Source organism: Microbacterium sp. PF5 (assembly GCF_004794315.1).
Lineage (GTDB): Bacteria > Actinomycetota > Actinomycetes > Actinomycetales > Microbacteriaceae > Microbacterium > Microbacterium sufflavum.
This window is the reverse complement of record NZ_SSDQ01000007.1, coordinates 1-3,776: the sequence shown is the minus strand read 5'-3', so window position 1 is coordinate 3,776 and position 3,776 is coordinate 1. Positions and strand designations below refer to the sequence as shown.

General features: G+C 72.7%; 3 protein-coding genes. 2 read left to right on the top strand and 1 reads right to left on the bottom strand.

The genetic code is table 11. The features are described from left to right. Nucleotides 1-151: 151 nt before the first annotated feature. Nucleotides 152-862: an IclR family transcriptional regulator gene (locus DW297_RS00035; protein WP_136028480.1), complete on the bottom strand. Its 711-nt coding sequence runs from the start codon at nucleotides 860-862 to the stop codon at nucleotides 152-154. A 149-nt stretch (nucleotides 863-1,011) separates the two neighbouring features. Here DW297_RS00035 and DW297_RS00030 point away from each other — a divergent pair, with 149 nt between their 5' ends. Then, complete coding sequence (locus tag DW297_RS00030; protein ID WP_136028479.1) at nucleotides 1,012-2,883, top strand: FAD-dependent monooxygenase; 1,872 nt, start codon at nucleotides 1,012-1,014, stop codon at nucleotides 2,881-2,883. Between the two features lie 82 nt (nucleotides 2,884-2,965). Further along, nucleotides 2,966-3,776 (top strand): ABC transporter ATP-binding protein (locus DW297_RS00025; protein ID WP_240744470.1); only part of this gene is annotated, 811 nt, incomplete at its 3' end.

Here is a 3,776-nt window from a genome sequence, read left to right as displayed (position 1 = left end):
TGCGGTGCGCCCTCTCGCGCGTGTCCGGTGCGGTGCGCCCTCTCGCGCGTGTCCGGTGCCGTGCGTTCTCCCTCGCGGGGCGAGGGTGCCATCGCGTGCCGGTGCGCGGCGATCGATCCGAGGATGCGGCGGGCGTGAGCCCCGGGTGGGATCAGCCGTCGAGGGCCTCGCGGATCACGGCGGCGGAGCGTTGCAGGCGGGCGGCGATGTCGGCGCCGTCGAGGTCGGTCGCCACGTGCACGACGGCGATCGCGCACGGGCGCTGCCCGCGCAGCACCAGCGGCACGGCGACGGCCTGCACGGTGGGGATGACCTCGTCGTGGCTCGTGGCGTACCCGCGCTCCGCGGCGGCCTCGACCTCGCGTCGCAGCGCGGGGGAGATGCCGTCCGGCCGCTCGGCGACCGGGAGCTGCGCCAGGATCGCCTTGCCGGGGGCGCCCACCGTCACCGGGTGCCGGGCGCCGGGGCGCTGAGCGACGCTGGCCACCGCGTGCCGCGGCTCGACGCTCGCGAGGGTGATGCAGTCGGTGCCGTCGAGCACCGCGAGGAAGCACGTCATGCCGAGCTCGTTGGCGATCGCGGTGAGCTCGGGCAGCGCCTCAGCCTGCAGGTCGTGCGCCACGCCGGCGGCGAGGGCGGCCATGCGGGCGCCGAGGCTGACGGCGCCCGCCGCGTCGCGGTTGACGAGCCCGTGGTCCTCCAGGGTGCGCAGGAGGCGGTAGGCGATCGAGCGGTGCACGTCGAGCCGCGCGGCGATCTCGTCGATCGTGAGCGCATGGCGTGCGTCGGACAGTACCTCCAGGATGCGGATCCCGCGGCTGAGCGTCTGCGAGGCGGGCGCGGCGGTCGGGCTCTCGGACATGCGGCTCCTTGCGGCGCGCGCGGCGCCGGTTTAGGCTGTGTTCAATAGTAGAACGGTGTGTTCGAATATAGAACACGCTCGTCTCGGACGCAAGACCCCAGCACCCGACAGCGACACCCGACAGCGACGTCCGGAAGGAATCGACGACGATGCAGTTCCACCACCACGGCTACGTGTCCGGAGACCCCCGCGTGCAGGACGCCGCGGGGATCGGCACCGACCGCCCCGCCGACCTCCCCGACGAGATCGACGTGCTCATCGTCGGGTCCGGCCCCGCCGGCATGCTCCTCGCGGCACAGATGTCGCAGTACCCCGACGTCTCCACGCGCCTCATCGAGAAGCGCGAGGGGCGACTCGTGCTCGGCCAGGCCGACGGCATCCAGCCGCGCAGCGTCGAGACCTTCCAGGCGTTCGGGTTCGCCGAGCGCATCATCGCCGAGGCCTACAACATCGGCTGGATGAACTTCTGGGGTCCCGACCCCGAGCACCGCGATCGCATCGTGCGCACCTCCCGCACCGCCGACTACGCCTACGACATCTGCGAGTTCCCGCACCTGATCGTCAACCAGGCGCGCGTGCTCGACTACTTCGCCGAGGCCGCGGCGAACGGGCCGGGCCGCATCACGCCCGACTACGGCGTGGAGTTCACGGGGCTCACCGTGCACGACGAGGGCGAGTACCCCGTCGAGGTCGGGATCCGCTACGTCGCGGGTGACCGCGCCGGCGAGGAGCGCACGATCCGCGCGAAGTACGTCGCCGGCTGCGACGGCGCCCGCAGCGGTGTGCGCCAGGCGATCGGCCGCACGCACGTCGGCGCCAGCGCCGCCCACGCCTGGGGCGTCATGGACGTGCTGGTCAACACCGACTTCCCGGACTGGCGCACCAAGTGCGCCATCAACTCGGCCGCGGGCAACATCCTCCACATCCCGCGCGAGGGCGGCTACCTCAGCCGGATGTACATCGATCTGGGAGAGGTCGCCGCCGACGACGACCACCGCGTGCGCCAGACGCCCATCGAGGAGATCATCCGCAGGGCGAACGAGATCCTGCACCCCTACACGCTCGACGTGCGCGAGGTCGCCTGGCACAGCGTCTACGAGGTCGGGCACCGCGTGACCGACGGCTTCGACGACGTGGACGAGGGCGAGTCGCGGACGCCGCACGTGTTCCTCACCGGCGACGCCTGCCACACGCACAGCGCCAAGGCCGGCCAGGGCATGAACGTCTCGATGCAGGACGGCTTCAACCTCGGCTGGAAGCTCGGCTCCGTGCTCACCGGCCGCGCGCCCGAGTCCCTGCTCGCCACGTACGGCGCCGAGCGGCGGCCCGTCGCGCAGCAGCTGATCGACTTCGACCGCGAGTGGTCGAGCCTCATGGCGCGCAAGCCCGAGGAGATCTCCGACCCGAACGACCTGGCCACGTACTACCTCGCGACGGCCGAGTTCCCCTCCGGGTTCATGACGCAGTACACGGGCTCCATGATCACGGGCACCGATGCGCACCAGGAGCTCGCGGTCGGGTATCCGCTGGGCAAGCGCTTCAAGTCCGCCGAGGTCGTGCGGGTCGGGGACGGCAACGTCGTGCACCTCGGACACCACGCGAAGGCCGACGGCCGGTGGCGCGTCTACGCGTTCGGCGACCGGACCGGCGAGGCGCTCACGGCCTGGGCCGAGGCCGCGGCACCCGTGTTCGCGCGGTTCACCCCGGCCGACGGCGACGAGGACGCGGTGTTCGACGTGAAGGCCGTGTACCCGCAGCCGTTCGAGGAGGTCGAGGTGACCTCGGCCCCCGCGCTGTTCCAGCCGAAGACGGGTCCCCTCGGGCTCACCGACTGGGAGAAGGTGTACGCCGCCGGTCCCAGCAAGTGGTGCGCGACGGACATCTTCGAGGCGCGCGAGTTGTCCCGCGACGGCGTCGTGGTCGTGGTGCGCCCCGACCAGTACGTGGCCGCGATCTTCCCGCTCGACGGGGTGGCGGAGCTCGAGGGCTTCCTGGAGGGTGCCTTCCTCCCCGCGCGCTGAGGTCCGCCGCATGACACGTGTCATGTCGAGGAGATGACACCGGGCTCCGGCGCCGCGGCCGGGCGGACGCGAGGCTGGAGGCATGAACGACACCTCTGCGGGCGCGATGGCGATGCGGGTCGCCCCTCGCCCGGCACCCGGACCCGACACCGAACCTGCGGCCGCTCCCGCGGACGCCCCGATCGTGCTGGAGCTGCGCGACGTGCGCCGACACTACGGCTCGGGCGACCGCCGCGTGCAGGCCGTCGACGGCGTTGACCTGTCGATCCGCCGAGGACAGGTCGTCGCACTGCTCGGGCCCAACGGCGCGGGCAAGACCACGACGCTCGACATGCTGCTCGGCCTCACGGCCCCGAGCAGCGGGACGGTGCAGGTCCTCGGCATGACCCCGGAGCGGGCGACCGCGAGCGGAGCGATCGGCGCGGTGCTGCAGACCGGCGGGCTGCTGGGCGACCTCACCGTCGGCGAGACCGTGCGCCTCATCGCCTCGCTGCACGGCGGAGAGGCGCTCGCGCGGGTGGGCGACGTGATGGCCAGGGCCGACCTCACGCGCCTCGCGCGCCGCCGGGTCGCGAAGTGCTCGGGGGGAGAGCAGCAACGCGTGAAGTTCGCCCTCGCGATGGTGTCCGACCCGGACATCCTCGTGCTGGACGAGCCGACCGCGGGGATGGACGTCACCGCGCGCCGGCATTTCTGGGACGTGATGCGTGCCGATGCGGACGCCGGGCGCACGATCGTGTTCGCCACGCACTACCTGGAGGAGGCGGAGCAGTTCGCCCGCCGCACCGTCGTGATGCACCGGGGCACCGTCGTCGCCGACGCCCCCACCGCCCTGCTGCGCGCGAGCCTGGGGGAGCGCACGGTCGCCGCGACCGTCGCGCCGGGGACCGCGG

What these genes read in the sequence shown, in the direction of transcription:
- DW297_RS00035 (WP_136028480.1), bottom strand. Translation starts at nt 862, where the DNA reads ATGTCCGAGAGCCCGACCGCCGCGCCCGCCTCGCAGACGCTCAGCCGC.
- DW297_RS00030 (WP_136028479.1), top strand. Translation starts at nt 1,012, where the DNA reads ATGCAGTTCCACCACCACGGCTACGTGTCCGGAGACCCCCGCGTGCAG.